The organism is Streptomyces sp. NRRL F-5123, from assembly GCF_000721495.1.
GTDB lineage: Bacteria > Actinomycetota > Actinomycetes > Streptomycetales > Streptomycetaceae > Actinacidiphila.
Genome location: NZ_JOHY01000201.1, coordinates 1 through 328, shown reverse-complemented (window position 1 = coordinate 328; position 328 = coordinate 1). Strand labels below are relative to the sequence as shown.

Genomic DNA, 328 nt, shown 5'->3' with positions numbered 1-328 from the left:
GATGAAGCCGTTTCCGAGTTTGTCCTGGAAGGGTGAGCTGCGGTGCTGGCCGCTTCCTCCGTCGGCGAAGGCTTCGTTGACTACGTCCCAGGCGTAGATTTTGCCTTTGAAGTGGGTCATTTCCTGGGTGATGTGGTTGTCCATGGCGGTCTGGAGGTCGGAGGCGGACAGGCTCGAGACCCAGCTGGGGAGTTGGTTGTGCCAGACCAGGGTGTGGCCGCGCATGCGTTGGCCGTGTGCTTGTGCGTGGTTGACGATCTGGTCGGCGGGGCCGAAGTTGAAGTTTCCGCGGGAGGGTTCGGTGGTGTCCCACTTCATCTCGTTCTCC

1 protein-coding gene is annotated in these 328 nt (G+C 61.3%); it reads right to left on the bottom strand.

Annotation, left to right across the window (positions count from 1 at the left end; all coding sequences use genetic code 11):
* Window positions 1–318 (bottom strand): endo-1,4-beta-xylanase (locus tag IH54_RS0138910; protein WP_267965278.1); only part of this gene is annotated, 318 nt, incomplete at its 3' end.
* Window positions 319–328 lie beyond the last annotated feature (10 nt).